The organism is Isoptericola sp. NPDC019482 (assembly GCF_040632295.1).
Classification (GTDB): domain Bacteria; phylum Actinomycetota; class Actinomycetes; order Actinomycetales; family Cellulomonadaceae; genus Isoptericola.
Window position 1 is genome coordinate 66,924 of sequence record NZ_JBEYBQ010000010.1, and the last position, 13,723, is coordinate 80,646.

Consider the following 13,723-nt stretch of genomic DNA (forward strand, 5'->3'; position numbering starts at 1 on the left):
CGGGGCGCGAGCCAATGGTCGACGCCGGGTCCGAGATCGAGGTGGACGTCGACGACCTGCCCGGCGGCCTCGCGGCTGCGCTGGAGGCGGTGCTCATGGTCGCCGAGTCGCCGGTGACGGTCGAGCGGCTCGCGGCGGGCGTGGTCCGACCGGTGCCGGAGGTCGCCGCGGTGCTCGAGGAACTGGCCGCGGAGTACCGCGGCGAGACGGGTGGACGCCCCCGTGGCTTCGAGCTGCGTGAGGGGGCCGAGGGGTGGCGGGTCTACTCGGCGCGGGCGCAGGCCGACGTCGTCGGGGCGTTCGTGCTCGAGGGCCAGTCCTCCCGCCTCAGCCAGGCGGCCCTGGAGACGCTCGCCGTCATCGCGTACCGCCAGCCCGTCACCCGTGGGCAGGTCTCGGCCGTGCGCGGCGTGAGCGTGGACGGCGTGGTGCGCACGCTGCTGGCCCGCGGGCTGATCGCCGAGACGGGCCAGGACCCGATGACCGGGGCGGTGCTCTTCGCCACGACGGGCGAGTTCCTCGACCGGATGGGCTGGACGTCGCTGGACGCGCTGCCGCCGCTCGCCCCGCACCTGCCGGACGTGGGGGAGGCGATCGCCCTGGACCCGTCCTCGGTCCTCCGCCGCGGGCTGACGGAGGACGGGCCCGACGCCTGACGGTCAGGCGCCCATGTCGTCGGTGCCTGTGGTCGTCAGGTGCTCGTGGTCGTCAGGCGACGGTCGCGTCGACCGTGACGTCGACGTTGCCGCGCGTGGCGTTCGAGTACGGGCAGACCTGGTGCGCGGCGGCGACCAGGGCGTCGGCCGTCGCCTGGTCGACGCCTCCGAGCTCGGCGTGCAGGGCGACGGCGAGCCCGAAGCCGCCCTCGGGCGTCGGGTGCAGCGAGACCTCTGCCACGACGGCGGAGTCGCTCACGGTGGCCTTCTCCCGCCGTGCGACGAGCTTCAGCGCGGAGTGGAAGCACGCGGCGTACCCGGCCGCGAAGAGCTGCTCGGGGTTCGTCGCCCCGCCCGCACCGCCCATCTCCTTCGGGATCGCGAGGTCGACGTCGAGAAGTCCGTCGTCGGACCGCGACCGGCCGTCCCGTCCGTCTCCGGTGGCGGTCGCGACCGCCGTGTAGAGCGCGCTCATGCTGGTCCTCCTGGATCGACAACCTAGTAGAGTTACTAGTTCGTCTACTAGACCACGCGACGTCCGTCGTCGCAAGCACCCGGATCGCGTCGCGACCCACCGGGGCAGGTCTCGACGTGAGAGGTTGGTGCGATGGGAATCAGGACGGCCGCCACGCCCCCGGAGCGGTCGGCGGGGCGCGGGCCGGTGCGTGAGCGGATCCTCGAGGAGGGGAGCCGGCTGTTCTATGCGGACGGCGTCCGCGCTGTCAGCGCCGACAAGGTGATCGCCGCGGCGGGCGTGTCCAAGGTCACGTTCTACCGCCACTTCCCGACGAAGGACGACCTCGCCGTCGCCTACCTCGAGGCGATCGCGGACGAGGAGCGCGCGCTGCTCGAGCGACTCCGGACCGACCACGCCGGCGACCCGGCGTCGACCCTCGCCGCTCTCGCCGAGGCGCTGGGCTCCGTGGCCGGCAGCGCACAGTTTCGCGGCTGCGCCTTCGTGAACGCCGGGGCCGAGTACGCGGACGCGGCGCACCCGGTGCGACGGGTCGTCGCCGACCATCGCGCCCGGTACGCGGGTTTCTTCGCCGACGTCGCGCGGGACGCGGGCGCCGACGACCCGCAGGCGGTGGCGGCCGAGCTGATGATGCTGCGCGACGGGGCCATGGTGTGCGGGGACGTCGACGACGCCCGGACGGTCGCGCCCCGCCTCGCCTCGGCCTTCGCGGCGGTGCTCGTTGCCCACCGCGGGACACCGGCCGACGCCTGAACGTCGTGCCTCTCGGCGGCACCGGTGCGGGGCGCCGTGGGGCGTCGTCGAGCAGCACCGGCCCGACCTGAGAGAATCGGGCACCATGAGCACCGAACGCCGCGGCGGGAGCCGCCGCACCAGTCGCCCCCAGGGTCCCGCCTCGCGACGCACGCAGCGCCCGCGCCAGGCCCCGCCCCGCCGTCCGGCACCGCGCTCCGGCAAGCCGGACCGCGACGTGCACGTCGCGGACGGCGTCCGGCTGCAGAAGGTGCTCGCCCAGGCGGGCCTGGGCTCGCGTCGCAAGTGCGAGGAGCTCATCGCCGAGGGGCACGTCGAGGTGGACGGCGTCCTGGTCACGGAGCTCGGCCTGCGGGTCGACCCGGCGAAGGCGGTCGTGCACGTCGACGGCATGCGCGTGCAGCTCGACACCTCGAAGATCACGCTCGCCCTGAACAAGCCGCTCGGCGTGGTCTCCACGATGAGCGACCCCGAGGGCCGCCCCACGCTCGCGGACCTGGTCAAGGACCGCTCGGAGCGGCTGTTCCACGTCGGCCGCCTCGACGCCGACAGCGAGGGCCTGCTGCTGCTCACCAACGACGGCGAGCTCGCGAACCGGCTCGCCCACCCGCGGTACGAGATCCGCAAGACCTACCTCGTGACCGTGACGGGCGGCGAGTTCTACCCCCGCCACGCCAAGCAGCTCACCGACGGGGTCGAGCTCGAAGACGGGCTCGCGCGCGCCGACAAGGTGCGCGTGGTGGACTCCGTGCCCGGCGAGACCATGCTCGAGGTGGTGCTGCACGAGGGCCGCAACCGGATCGTGCGGCGCATGCTCGACGCCGTCGGGTTCCCGGTGACGCGCCTGGTCCGTACCCGCATCGGCCCCATCGTGCTCGGCGACCTGCGGGCCGGGCGCTCCAGGGTGCTCGGCCGCACCGAGCTCGGCACCCTCATGCGCGACGTCGACCTCTGACGCCGCCCCTCGTCCTCCACTGCCGTCTCGCGCAGTACCCGCACAACAGAAGGTGAGCACACACGTGGTCGTCATCGCCGTCGACGGTCCCTCCGGGTCCGGCAAGTCCAGCGTCTCCAAGGCGGTGGCGGCCCGGCTGGGGCTCGCCTACCTCGACACCGGCGCGATGTACCGGGCCGCGACGCTGTGGTGCGTCGACGGCGGCACGGACCTCGCCGACCAGGCCGCGGTGGCCGACGCCGTGCGCGCCATGCCGCTCGAGGTGGGTGTCGACCCTGCCGCACCGACCGTGCACCTGGGCGGTCGCGACGTCGCCGCCGCGATCCGCACCACCGAGGTCTCCACCGCCGTGTCCCAGGTGGCCACCAACCTCGACGTGCGCGCGGAGCTGCGACGCCGGCAGCGCGACGTCATCGAGACCGAGAGTGCGCCGGGCGGCTTCTCGGGCGGACAGGGCATCGTCGCGGAGGGGCGCGACATCACGACCGTCGTCGCCCCCGACGCGGACGCCCGCGTGCTGCTCACCGCGAGCGAGGAGGCCCGCCTGCGCCGCCGCTCGCTCGAGGTGCACGGCGCCGCCGACGAGTCGGCCGTCGAGGCGACGCGCGACCAGGTGCTGCGCCGGGACCGGGACGACTCGACCGTGAGCCAGTTCCAGGTGGCCGCCGACGGCGTCGTCACGGTCGACTCCTCCGACCTCGACTTCGACCAGACGGTGGACGCCGTCCTCGCCGTCGTCGCCCAGGTCACCGCCTGACGCGCGCCGACTGACGCACCCCAGGGCATGGCTCGGGCCCGGTGACGCGGGTCTCGTTCGTGACACGCCGCTCGGCCTGGGAGAATGGTGCGCATGACCACTCCCGCCGACGGCTCCGTGCCCGCTGCCGAGCCCACCGACGAGCCCACCGCCCCGCCTGCGCCCGGCGTCGCCGCGGCGCCCGCGGACCCTGCGGACACCGAGGGCCGTGACGCCGTGGCGGAGGTCCTCGAGTCCGACGGCGACGACGAGGCGCGCGAGCGCGCGCTGCGCGCCGGCCTGGAGGACTTCGAGCTCGACGAGGCCGACCGCGCGCTGCTGGACGCCGAGTGGGACGAGGAGGGCTTCGGCCCCGGCGAGGCGCCGCTGCCGGTGCTCGCCGTCGTCGGCCGCCCGAACGTCGGCAAGTCGACGCTCGTCAACCGCATCCTGGGCCGCCGCGAGGCCGTCGTGGAGGACACCCCGGGCGTCACCCGGGACCGCGTGAGCTACCCCGGCGAGTGGGCCGGCCGCGAGTTCACCCTCGTGGACACGGGCGGCTGGGAGGTCGACGTCGCGGGCATCGAGTCGAAGGTCGCCGAGCAGGCCGAGGTCGCCGTCGAGCTGGCCGACGCCGTCATCTTCGTCGTCGACTCCACCGTGGGCGCGACGTCGACCGACGAGCGTGTCGTGGAGCTGCTGCGCCGCTCGGGCAAGCCCGTCGTCCTGTGCGCCAACAAGGTGGACGGTCCGTCGGGCGAGGCGGACGCCGCCTACCTGTGGTCGCTCGGCCTCGGCGAGCCGCACCCCGTCTCCGCGCTGCACGGCCGCGGCACCGGCGACCTGCTGGACGCCGCGATGAAGGTGCTGCCCGAGGTGTCCGAGCACGGCGAGCTGCGGCCCGCCGGCCCCCGCCGCGTGGCCCTCGTCGGACGGCCGAACGTGGGCAAGTCGTCGCTGCTGAACAAGATCGCCGGCGCCGACCGCGTCGTCGTCGACGAGACCGCGGGCACCACGCGCGACCCGGTCGACGAGCTCGTGGAGATCAAGGGCGTGCCGTACTGGTTCGTCGACACGGCCGGTATCCGCCGCCGCGTGCACCAGACGCGCGGCGCGGACTTCTACGCCTCGCTGCGCACCCAGGCCGCGATCGAGAAGGCCGAGGTCGCCGTCGTGCTCGTCGACGCCTCGCAGCCGATGACCGAGCAGGACACGCGCGTCATCTCGCAGGCCGTGGACGCCGGCCGGGCGCTCGTCATCGCGTACAACAAGTGGGACCTCATGGACGACGACCGTCGCCCGTACCTCGAGCGCGAGATCGAGAAGGACCTGGTGCAGGTGCAGTGGGCGCCGCGCGTCAACGTCTCGGCCCGCACGGGCTGGCACACGGACAGGCTGACGCGCGCGCTCGAGACGTCGCTCGAGTCGTGGGACACCCGCATCCCCACCGGGCGCCTCAACGCCTTCCTCGGCGAGCTCGTGGCCGCCCACCCGCACCCGCTGCGCGGCGGCAAGCAGCCGCGCATCCTGTTCGGCACGCAGGCCTCGACGCGCCCGCCGCGGTTCGTCATCTTCGCCACCGGGTTCCTCGAGGCCGGGTACCGCCGGTTCATCGAGCGCCGCCTGCGGGAGACCTTCGGCTTCGAGGGCTCGCCCATCGAGATCAGCGTCCGCGTGCGGGAGAAGCGCCGCCGCTGACCTGTCCCTGCGCTGCTTCCGAGTGGCCGAGGAGCCGCCGATGAGCCGAACGACGCGCGACGACCCGCTGGCCCACCGCGGTCGGCTGCTGCGCCTGGGCGCGGCGCGCGACACCTCCGCGGCGCGCCACCTCGTGACGTTCCTGGTGGTCACCGTGGCGACGGTGCTGGTGACCCGGTTCCTGCTGGCCTTGTCCGGCTACCCGCAGGTGGGCGGCGGTGGGCTGCACGTGGCGCACGTGCTGTGGGGCGGGCTCGGCCTGGCGCTCGCGGTGGTGGTGCTGCTCTCCTGGGTGGGGCCCGCGCCGCGGTCGCTCGGGGCGGTGCTCGGCGGCGTCGGCTTCGGGCTGTTCGTCGACGAGATCGGCAAGTTCGTCACCTCGGACAACGACTACTTCTACGAGCCGACGGCGGCGCTCATCTACGCGGTCGTCGTGGCGCTGGTGATCCTCGTCGAGGCCCTGCACGGGCGGCGGGCGCACCACCCCGCGGAGTACCTGGCGGTGGCGACCGACCGTGCCGTGGCCGGCGTGGCGGGCGGCTTCACCGACGCGGAGCGCGAGGAGGCGCGGGCGCTCGTGGAGCGGGGCCGCGGCGAACCGGCGGCCGAGGAGGTCGCCGCGCTGGTGGAGGCCGTCCCGCGCGACGACGTGACCGTGCCGGACCCCGTGCGGGCGCTGGTCGTCCGGGTGTCCGCGTGGTTCGCCGAGGCGATGGAGCACCGGTGGGCGGCCGCCGTCGTGGTGGTGGCCGTGCTCGGCACGAGCGCCGGCTCGGTCGTGGTGGCGCTGCGGGTGCTGCTCGGCGCCATCGCGGTGCCGTCCTGGGTCGGCGTCGGGATCCTCGTGGCCGTCGCCGCGACCGTGGCGTGCGTCGTGCGGGCGCTCGTCGTCGGCCCCCGCGACCACCGCGCCGGCGCGGTGTGGGTGCGCAGGGGCGTGCTGGTCAGCCTGCTCGTCACCCAGCTCCTCGCGTTCCGCGCCGTGCAGTGGGTGGCCGTGGCGGGACTGGCGGTGGATCTCCTCGTGCTCGTCGCCCTCGGCGTCGCGCTCGGGCGGGACGACGAACGGCGCACGGCACGCGGTCGTGGGTGAGACGTGCGCCACTCGGGCTTGCGAGCCGGGCGCGCGGCGTGGCACGGTCAGCGGTGACGAGCGAACTTGCTCGCGTGCTCTGGGGTCGGTGAAATTCCGAGCCGGCGGTGAAAGTCCGCGACCCGGTCACAGCCTGTGACCGGTTGACCAGGTGGAACTCCTGGACCGACGGTCAAAGTCCGGATGGGAAGCGCACGCGACGGCTCCCCGTCCGGTCCGTCCACCGACCCTCGCGGCCGGTGCCGTCCGTCGTCCGTCGTGACGACCGTCCGTGACCGGCCGGCGCGAGCACGTCCGACCCCGCCTTCCTGCCCCGGGGTCCGCGACCGGACGACAGGGGCAGGACGAATGATCGCCACCACGGCGGAGCGCGCCGCGATGCAGCGCGCCCTCGAGCTGGCCGCGCAGGGGCCGGCCCGAGGGCCCAACCCGCGCGTCGGTTGCGTGCTCCTCGACGCCGACGGCGCGACGGTCGCGGAGGGCTACCACCGCGGTGCGGGCACGCCGCACGCCGAGGTCGAGGCGCTGCGCCACGCGACAGAGTCCCGCGGCCCGGGCGCCGCGCGCGGTGCCACCGCCGTCGTCACGCTCGAGCCCTGCAACCACCACGGCCGCACCGGTCCCTGCGTCGACGCGCTGCTGGCCGCAGGGGTCGCGCGGGTCGTGCACGGCCAGCACGACCCCAACCCCGCCGCGTCGGGCGGCGCCGCACGCCTGCGCGCCGCGGGCGTCGAGGTGGTCGGCGGCGTCCTGGCCGACGAGGCCCGCGCCCTCAACGACACCTGGACGCGCGCGCTGGAGCTCGGCCGTCCCGTCGTCACCTGGAAGGTCGCGAGCACGCTCGACGGCCGCTCCGCCGCCGCAGACGGCACCTCGCGCTGGATCACCGGGCGGGCAGCGCGCCACGACGTGCACCGCCTGCGCGCCGGGGTGGACGCCGTCGTCGTCGGCACCGGCACCGCGCTCGCCGACGACCCCGACCTCACCGTGCGGCACGCCCCGCTGACGGGGCAGCAGCCGGACCGGGTCGTCGTCGGCCTGCGCGACCTGCCGCCGTCGTCCCGCCTCGCGCGGGCCGCGGCCGCCGGCGAGGCCGTGCTGCACCTGCGCACCCACGACCCGCACGAGGTGCTCGACCTGCTCTGGTACCGCGAGCACCGGCACGTGCTGCTCGAGGGCGGGCCGGCGCTCGCCGCCGCGTTCTGGCGCGCCGGGCTCGTCGACGACGTCGTCGCCTACGTCGCCCCGGTGCTGCTCGGCGTCGGCGCCTCCGCCGTCGCCGACCTCGGCATCGGGACCATCGCCGACGCGGCGCGCCTCGACCTGCTCGACGTCGCCGTCCTGCCCCGGGACCCCGACGACCCCACCGACACCCCCACCGTGCGGCTCGCGCTGCGGCCGCGGAAGGAAGGCTGACCCATGTTCACCGGAATCGTGGAGGAGCTCGGCACCGTCGTGGCCGTGCGTGAGCACGCCGACGGCGCCCGCCTCACCGTCGCGGCCGAGACCGTCCTGGACGGGGTCCGGCTCGGCGACTCGATCGCCGTCGACGGCTGCTGCCTCACCGTCGCGGAGACCGGCGAGCACGACGGCCTGCCCGCCTGGACCGCCGACCTCATGGCGGAGACGCTGGCACGCACGAGCCTGGGCGGTCGGCGGCCCGGCGACCCGGTCAACCTCGAGCGGGCGCTCGCGGCGGACGGCCGGTTCGGCGGCCACGTCGTGCAGGGGCACGTCGACGGCGTCGGGACGGTGCTGGCGCGCACGCCGGGCACGCAGTGGGAGGTCGTCGAGGTCGCGCTGCCCCCGGAGCTGGCGCGGTACGTGGTGGCGCAGGGCTCGATCGCCGTCGACGGCGTGAGCCTCACCGTGGTCGACGCCCGCGACGACGCGTTCACGGTGAGCCTCATCCCCGAGACCCGGGCGCGCACCACGCTGGGCGCCCGCGCCGTGGGCGAGCCGGTCAACCTCGAGGTCGACGTCCTGAGCAAGTACGTCGAGCGGCACCTGGCGGCGATGGGGGCGGCGCGATGAGCGGCTCCGTCGAGCGGGTGGCGCGGGCGATCGCGGAGGTCGCGGCGGGCCGCCCCGTCGTCGTCGCGGACGACGCGGACCGCGAGAACGAGGGCGACCTCATCCTCGCCGCCGACGCTGCGACGCCCGAGCTCATGGGCTTCCTGGTGCGGCACACGACCGGGCTGGTGTGCGTGGGCGTGGCGGGGGAGCAGCTCGACCGGCTCGGCCTGCCCCTCATGGTCGAGGCCAACCAGGACGCCTACCGCACGGCGTACACGGTGACGGTCGACGCCGCGACGGGCGTGACCACCGGCATCTCCGGCGCCGACCGGGCCCGTACGGCCCGGGTGCTCGCCGACCCGGCGGCGGAGCCTGCCGACCTCACCCGGCCCGGCCACGTGCTGCCCCTTCGCGCCCGGCCGGGCGGCGTGCTGGAGAGGCGCGGGCACACCGAGGCCGCCGTCGACCTCGCGCGCCTGGCCGGGCGGGCGGAGGCCGGGGTGCTCGCCGAGCTCGTGCACGACGACGGCACCATGATGCGGCTGCCGGCGCTGCGGGAGTTCGCGGCCGAGCACGGCCTCGCGCTGATCAGCGTGGCCGACCTCGTCGCCTACCGGCACGCCACCGAGCTGCTCGTCGAGCGGGTGGCCGTCACGACCCTGCCCACCCGCCACGGCGACCTCACCGCCGTCGCCTACCGCGACACGCGCACGGGCGACGAGCACGTCGCGCTGGTGGCGGGGCCGCTCGACTCCCTGGCCGAGCTCGAGCGCGGGCCGGTGCTCGCGCGCGTGCACTCCGAGTGCCTCACCGGGGACGCGTTCGGCAGCCTGCGGTGCGACTGTGGCCCGCAGCTCGACGAGTCGCTGCGCCAGGTCGTGGCGGCCGGGCGCGGCGTCGTCGTCTACCTGCGCGGGCACGAGGGGCGCGGGATCGGCCTGGCCGCGAAGCTCGCCGCCTACGCCCTGCAGGACGCCGGCCGCGACACCGTCGACGCCAACCTCGACCAGGGGCTGCCCGCCGACGCCCGCGACTACACCGCCGCCGCGCACGTGTTGCGCGACCTGGGCGTGCCGGGCGTGCGCCTGCTGACCAACAACCCCGCCAAGGTGGACGGGCTCGTCGCCGGGGGAGCGGCCGTCGTCGAGCGGCTGCCCCTCGTCCTGACCGCCCACCCGCGCACGCTCGGCTACCTGCGCACCAAGCGCGACCGCATGGGCCACGACCTGCCCCACCTGGCCGACGCGGGGCACGACGACCCGCACGACGCCCCCCACGAGACCGGAGGACCGATGCACACCGCACCGACGCCCAGCCCGACCCTGCCCGCGCCCCTCACCGCCGGGGCCGCCCGATGAGCGGCGCGGGCGCCCCGGCCGCGGCGCCCGTCGACTGCTCCGACCTGCGCGTCGCCGTCGTCGCGGCGAGCTGGCACCGGGCGGTCATGGACGGCCTGCTCGACGGCGCGCTGCGGGCCTGCGCGGACCACGCCGTCGTCGCCCCCGAGGTCGTGCGCGTCCCCGGCTCGTTCGAGCTGCCCGTCGCGGCCCAGGCGCTCGCGGCCGCCGGGTACGACGCCGTCGTCGCGCTGGGTGTCGTGATCCGCGGCGGCACCCCGCACTTCGACTACGTCTGCGCCGCCGCGACCGACGGGCTGAACCGCGTGGCCCTCGACCACACCGTCCCCGTGGGGTTCGGACTCCTGACGTGCGACGACGAGCAGCAGGCCCTCGACCGCGCCGGGCTGGAAGGGTCGCACGAGGACAAGGGCTACGAGGCCGCCGCCGCCGCGCTCGCCACCGCGCGGGTGCTCGGCGACGTCCGGAAGGCCCCGGTCGGCGCTGCCCGCGTCGATGCAGGAGCAGTGTCCGACCTGGGGTAGTATTTCGGTCGGCCCTTCGGGGTGGCGCCTCGGTGTCACCAGACGGGTCGACGGGCTGTGGCGCAGCTTGGTAGCGCACTTGACTGGGGGTCAAGGGGTCGCAGGTTCAAATCCTGTCAGCCCGACGTCGTGACTTGGTCTCTGACCTGCGAATGAGCAGGTCAGGGACCAGTTTCGTTTCCGGAGAGTGCTGGTGACCCAGAGTGAGAGGTCGCCAGACATGGCCAACCGTCCAGAAACAGTCCAGAAACCTCTCGCCGGCCCGCCCGTAGACGGAACCGGACATCCGGTGCCTGCGTCACATCACAGCTGTCCCCGCCTACCCGCGCGACCTCTAAGTCCGATCGAGCCGTGCAGGGGCTGTCGCAAGAACTAGTGGATGCCTACCCTGCCCGCGATTCTGACTTCCCCGGTCGTCCTTCAGGGGCGGGCGTCGGAACAGGTGATTTTGCCGACCGCGAGGGCAGACCTGCGCAGCTCGCTCGGCCTGGCCGTCTTCCGCGGGCGAGGCCGCGTGCGTCACGCGGTGCGTGAGTCAGCCACATCGAGGACGGCGGTGACGAGGTCGTCGGGGCGGTCCGTGATCCGGAGGAACTCCTGCGGGGCAGCCCTCCCGGGTTCCACGTGGCCCAGGTAGGCCACGAATGGCTGGTCGTAGCCCTCGCCCCGCGCCCGGGTCGCAAGCTCGGGCCCGGCCGCTGGATCATTCCCGCGCCGAAAGTCCGTGATCACGATGTCGTAGTCGTCCGTTCGCAGCTCGCGCAGGGCGGACTCGGTGTCGAGTGCGTTAACGACGGTGATTCCCGCGGCCCGGAAGTAGCGCCGCTCGTGCCTGTTCCCCGATGGGTGGTCGTCGACCCACAGGATGCGAAGGCCTACCAGGTCGTCCGCGCGTTCCTTCGTACGTCGGACCAGTGCGCGGGCGACAAGTCCGGGCACGGGCGCGTCGGCGCGGGCCGTCGTCAGCGCGGCACCGGCTGACTCAAGCTCGAATCCGCCGATCGCCAGCCTGTTCGCGCTCAGCAGCTTTTCCGTCAACGGCTGTCGGAAGTGGAGGACGAGGAACACTATCGCCACGATCGTCAGCCACAGCGGGCTGGTCTCGATGATCGCGACCCAGATGTCGTCGCTCACAGTGAGCTCCTTGTCGTCCGCGGTGCCGCGGTGAATTCACCCGGGCCGGGTGCTAGCGGGTGAGAGAGCCCGATAATAGCCTCACGGTGTGGCAGCGCAGCCGCCGGAACTGGACCCGTTGTACTTCGCTTGCGTTACGTGGGCGGAGCGGGTCTCCGCGTGGATGGATGCCTCTGCGGGCAGTCCCTTCGTCGCGGCCAACGAGCGCGTCGTGCGCGACGTGGTCTCCGATCCTCGGTCCGGCGCGCGCGTCGTCGTCAACCTCGGGCCGACGGCCCTGGCAGCACTGCTGACGGGCGAGCGATACCGGAACCTCTACGAGCGGCCGTTGGTCGGCGGCGAGCGGCCTACGCCCTCGCGGGAGCGACTTCAGGTGGACGACGCCCTCGAACTTGACGGCCCGGACGTGTACTTCGGCGCCCTTGCTGTCGGTGGGACCGGGGTCGCCTTCTACGGTGAGTACTGCGCGGTGCTCGTGCTGGATGCGGTTGATCCAGAACCCCGGCTCTTCGACCGGGACTCCTATGACATCCTGTTTCCTCCGTTCGAGGGGCGGGAGGATCTTTCGCACCTTGTGGAGGCCCTCCGGGGGACGTGGGAAGAGCGGTTCGACATGCTCGTGCTCAGCGTCCTGCCGGGGCTGACGTCGGGGCCTCGGATCGTTACCTCCGGAACGGTGGCACAAGCGGTGCTTCGCGACCAGCAGTTTGTGGAGGTGCATCTTCATGTGCCGTCCACGGGCACCGGTCGGGGTGGCTTCGAACTGAGCGACATCGAGGAGGTTCGCGAGTCTCCGGACGTCGTCACGACCACCGCGTGGTTGCGTCGCCGGGCCGACGCGGGGCATCGCCTCAGCGACGTGGAGCAGAAGCTGATGGAGGACCGCGAGGGAGTCGAGGAACTGCTTGCGCTCGGCGGAGTGCGTCGGCGGGTCGTCACTCAGCACGACAGGGGCTACCAGTGGGCGTGACGCCGGACGACGAGTCGTTGCCGTGGCACCTGGACGCGTGGGCCGTGGAGGACGGCCGTGCGTTCGCTTCCCGACGCGCGCCGGAGTCGATCTCGTCGCGATCGGAAGTGTTCCTCGCTGTGCCGGACCTAGAACCGGTCCCGGTCGGAGGTCTCGCCACCGCGCTTCGTGCCACGCGGAGCGGCTTCCAGGACGGGCTGCGCGACGATGAGGGCGTGGAGATCTCGTTCGATACGTTCGAGGAGGTGCGCGACGTTGTCCGACGGGGCTTCCTCGCGGGCGGGCTTGGGCCGCTGGGTCCGGGCGCGGTTCCCGGTCCCGGCCCGGGGACCCGGCGGTGAGCCCGAGCCGGGTTCGATCTGGAACGACGTGGTCCCGGATCCCCTGGACTCCCGGCCGTGGATGCAGCAGGTTCTGTGGCGTGCGAAGCAGCCCTTCGACATCCCACCGCATCCGCAGTTCCACCTTCGCGACGCCGTCCTCGATGCAGCTACGCGCTCGGTGCTCGCCTGGGAGGAACACCTGGCGGCGGACACGAGTTCGGCCTGGAGTGCATTCGCCGGTTGGGTCGACCTGCTTGCCCTACGACTCATCGACGACGACCACTACGACGAGGAACTCCTCGACCGGGTCGACGCAGCAGCCGGTCCGGCGGTTTCCTTCGCCCTCCAGCTGATGAGAAGTGGGCGACTCGTGCGCCCCTCCCGCCGCTCGCCGCTGAGTATTCGCGAGGTAGCGGCGCATCGCCGAGTGCGCACTGCGCCGGCAGGACCCCAGCCCGGCCTCCCGACCGCGGTGGCCCGGCTGGCGGAAGCCCACACGCTGGCGGTTACCGATCGGCGGTTCTGGGATCGCCCGATCACCGCGGTGGTGTTGGCCCCCGTGCTGCTGGTCGACCTCTTGCGGTCGGGACCGTCGACGGAAGCGCTTGACGTCGAGAGCTCAATCATGGCTGCCTACGCCCGGCTCCAGGCCCACCAGCTGTTCGCCAGGCTGCCCTGGGCTGCTGAGCAGGCCCTGGACCGGTATATCGACATAAGGACCGAAGCCAACGGTCGTACCCAACCGCCGCCCAGCGCGAGGGCCACGGCCCAGGCATGAAATAGCTCGCCGGCATTGTCGCCTGAAGTGACGATCGCCCAGGTGCGCTCGGTGATCCTCGTGGGGTCAGGCGCTGAGTTCCAGGACTGGGTCGATGCCCACCTCGTTCCAGCCGGGTGGCGGTGGTGAGGCGGCAGCGGTTCAGGAACTCGAGGCCGAGGTATCGGCGGCCTTCGGCCCATTCGCGTCGGTCTGCTCGGCCAGCACGGCGCCGACGAGCCGAACGATCGGGCCTTGGTTCGGGAAAGATGAAC

The 13,723-nt window shown here is 73.6% G+C and carries 15 protein-coding genes, 1 tRNA gene, 1 pseudogene and 1 riboswitch; of the genes and pseudogenes, 14 read left to right on the forward strand and 3 right to left on the reverse strand.

Features of this window, described 5'->3' with window-relative positions; all coding sequences use genetic code 11:
- Positions 1–14: 14 nt before the first annotated feature.
- Positions 15–656, forward strand: a complete 642-nt coding sequence (gene scpB / locus ABZ493_RS09385) for an SMC-Scp complex subunit ScpB (RefSeq protein ID WP_430581953.1) — start codon at positions 15–17, stop codon at positions 654–656.
- 52 nt (positions 657–708) lie between these two features.
- On the opposite strand, the gene ABZ493_RS09390 is transcribed toward scpB, so the two are convergent.
- Positions 709–1,131 (reverse strand): organic hydroperoxide resistance protein, encoded by a 423-nt coding sequence (locus ABZ493_RS09390; protein ID WP_429763419.1) that lies wholly within the window; start codon positions 1,129–1,131, stop codon positions 709–711.
- Positions 1,132–1,263: 132 nt separating this feature from the next.
- Here ABZ493_RS09390 and ABZ493_RS09395 point away from each other — a divergent pair, with 132 nt between their 5' ends.
- From ABZ493_RS09395 to ABZ493_RS09440, 10 genes are all read left to right on the forward strand, one after another.
- On the forward strand, positions 1,264–1,884 hold the full coding sequence (locus ABZ493_RS09395) for a TetR/AcrR family transcriptional regulator (protein ID WP_430581893.1): 621 nt from the start codon (positions 1,264–1,266) through the stop codon (positions 1,882–1,884).
- Positions 1,885–1,969: 85 nt separating this feature from the next.
- Complete coding sequence (locus ABZ493_RS09400) at positions 1,970–2,839, forward strand: pseudouridine synthase (RefSeq protein WP_430581894.1); 870 nt, start codon at positions 1,970–1,972, stop codon at positions 2,837–2,839.
- A gap of 52 nt (positions 2,840–2,891) precedes the next feature.
- Positions 2,892–3,596 carry a (d)CMP kinase gene (gene cmk, locus ABZ493_RS09405; RefSeq protein ID WP_430581895.1) on the forward strand — a complete coding sequence of 235 codons (705 nt, stop codon included), beginning with the start codon at positions 2,892–2,894 and terminating at the stop codon, positions 3,594–3,596.
- A gap of 93 nt (positions 3,597–3,689) precedes the next feature.
- Entirely contained in the window at positions 3,690–5,273 is a 1,584-nt protein-coding gene (der, locus tag ABZ493_RS09410; protein WP_430581896.1) for a ribosome biogenesis GTPase Der, read from the forward strand.
- A 40-nt stretch (positions 5,274–5,313) separates the two neighbouring features.
- A complete protein-coding gene (locus ABZ493_RS09415; protein ID WP_430581897.1) occupies positions 5,314–6,366 on the forward strand; it encodes a hypothetical protein in 1,053 nt (350 codons plus the stop codon).
- A 70-nt stretch (positions 6,367–6,436) separates the two neighbouring features.
- Positions 6,437–6,566: riboswitch (FMN riboswitch) on the forward strand.
- Between the two features lie 148 nt (positions 6,567–6,714).
- A complete protein-coding gene (gene ribD / locus ABZ493_RS09420) occupies positions 6,715–7,782 on the forward strand; it encodes a bifunctional diaminohydroxyphosphoribosylaminopyrimidine deaminase/5-amino-6-(5-phosphoribosylamino)uracil reductase RibD (protein ID WP_430581898.1) in 1,068 nt (355 codons plus the stop codon).
- 3 nt (positions 7,783–7,785) lie between these two features.
- Positions 7,786–8,400 carry a riboflavin synthase gene (locus ABZ493_RS09425; protein ID WP_430581899.1) on the forward strand — a complete coding sequence of 205 codons (615 nt, stop codon included), beginning with the start codon at positions 7,786–7,788 and terminating at the stop codon, positions 8,398–8,400.
- Positions 8,397–9,740, forward strand: a complete 1,344-nt coding sequence (locus ABZ493_RS09430) for a bifunctional 3,4-dihydroxy-2-butanone-4-phosphate synthase/GTP cyclohydrolase II (RefSeq protein ID WP_430581900.1) — start codon at positions 8,397–8,399, stop codon at positions 9,738–9,740. The genes ABZ493_RS09425 and ABZ493_RS09430 overlap by 4 nt, the downstream gene beginning before the upstream one ends.
- On the forward strand, positions 9,737–10,264 hold the full coding sequence (gene ribH / locus ABZ493_RS09435; protein ID WP_430581901.1) for a 6,7-dimethyl-8-ribityllumazine synthase: 528 nt from the start codon (positions 9,737–9,739) through the stop codon (positions 10,262–10,264). The genes ABZ493_RS09430 and ribH overlap by 4 nt, the downstream gene beginning before the upstream one ends.
- Before the next feature lie 51 nt (positions 10,265–10,315).
- Positions 10,316–10,389 (forward strand) — tRNA-Pro (locus tag ABZ493_RS09440).
- A 394-nt stretch (positions 10,390–10,783) separates the two neighbouring features.
- On the opposite strand, the gene ABZ493_RS09445 is transcribed toward ABZ493_RS09440, so the two are convergent.
- Positions 10,784–11,398 (reverse strand): response regulator, encoded by a 615-nt coding sequence (locus ABZ493_RS09445; protein WP_430581902.1) that lies wholly within the window; start codon positions 11,396–11,398, stop codon positions 10,784–10,786.
- A gap of 88 nt (positions 11,399–11,486) precedes the next feature.
- Between ABZ493_RS09445 and ABZ493_RS09450 the strand changes: the two genes are divergently transcribed.
- The 3 genes from ABZ493_RS09450 to ABZ493_RS09460 all read left to right on the forward strand — a co-directional run bounded on the left by ABZ493_RS09450 (position 11,487) and on the right by ABZ493_RS09460 (position 13,469).
- On the forward strand, positions 11,487–12,368 hold the full coding sequence (locus ABZ493_RS09450) for a hypothetical protein (protein WP_430581903.1): 882 nt from the start codon (positions 11,487–11,489) through the stop codon (positions 12,366–12,368).
- Positions 12,365–12,709 carry a hypothetical protein gene (locus tag ABZ493_RS09455; protein ID WP_430581904.1) on the forward strand — a complete coding sequence of 115 codons (345 nt, stop codon included), beginning with the start codon at positions 12,365–12,367 and terminating at the stop codon, positions 12,707–12,709. The genes ABZ493_RS09450 and ABZ493_RS09455 overlap by 4 nt, the downstream gene beginning before the upstream one ends.
- 61 nt (positions 12,710–12,770) lie before the next feature.
- Positions 12,771–13,469, forward strand: a complete 699-nt coding sequence (locus tag ABZ493_RS09460; protein ID WP_430581905.1) for a hypothetical protein — start codon at positions 12,771–12,773, stop codon at positions 13,467–13,469.
- A gap of 66 nt (positions 13,470–13,535) precedes the next feature.
- Here ABZ493_RS09460 and ABZ493_RS09465 read toward each other — a convergent pair.
- A pseudogene (locus ABZ493_RS09465) lies at positions 13,536–13,715 on the reverse strand (IS256 family transposase); the annotation flags it as partial.
- Positions 13,716–13,723 lie beyond the last annotated feature (8 nt).